The organism is Ideonella margarita (assembly GCF_038066635.1).
Classification (GTDB): Bacteria; Pseudomonadota; Gammaproteobacteria; order Burkholderiales; family Burkholderiaceae_C; genus Ideonella; species Ideonella margarita.
On sequence record NZ_JBBUTI010000039.1, the window covers coordinates 1 to 527 of the forward strand.

Consider the following 527-nt stretch of genomic DNA (forward strand, 5'->3'; position numbering starts at 1 on the left):
ATCGACCTGAACACCTGGATCGGCATGGGTGTGGAGCGCTCGGTGGGCAACATCAACAGCCGCATGCAGGACGGCCTGGCCTTCCTGGCCACCGTCGGCTCGACCGCGCCGTTCGTCGGCCTGTTCGGCACGGTGTGGGGCATCTATCACGCGCTGACGGCCATCGGCCTGTCGGGCAATGCCTCGATCGAGAAGGTTGCCGGCCCGGTCGGTGAAGCACTGATCATGACCGCCTTCGGTCTGGCCGTGGCCGTGCCTGCGGTGATGGGCTACAACTGGCTGATCCGTCGCAACAAGAGCGTGATGGAGAAGGTCCGCGCGTTCTCGGGCGACCTGCACAACGTGCTGCTGGCTGGCAAGCGATAAGTAGAGCCCCAAGACGACACCTGAAGGCGTCGTCGCCCCCCAAGGGGAGCGATTTCCCTTGGGACGGCCCGGCGGGAAATCAGAGCCCCGCGGAACTGTGAATGAGGAGGCCCTATGGGCATGAGCATCGGCGCCGCCAGCGATGACGGCGAAGAGCAGAT

Annotated in this window: 1 protein-coding gene; it reads left to right on the forward strand. The window is 65.1% G+C overall.

Features of this window, described 5'->3' with window-relative positions; all coding sequences use genetic code 11:
• Positions 1-366 (forward strand): MotA/TolQ/ExbB proton channel family protein (locus AACH00_RS19855; RefSeq protein WP_341400914.1); only part of this gene is annotated, 366 nt, incomplete at its 5' end.
• Positions 367-527: the final 161 nt, after the last annotated feature.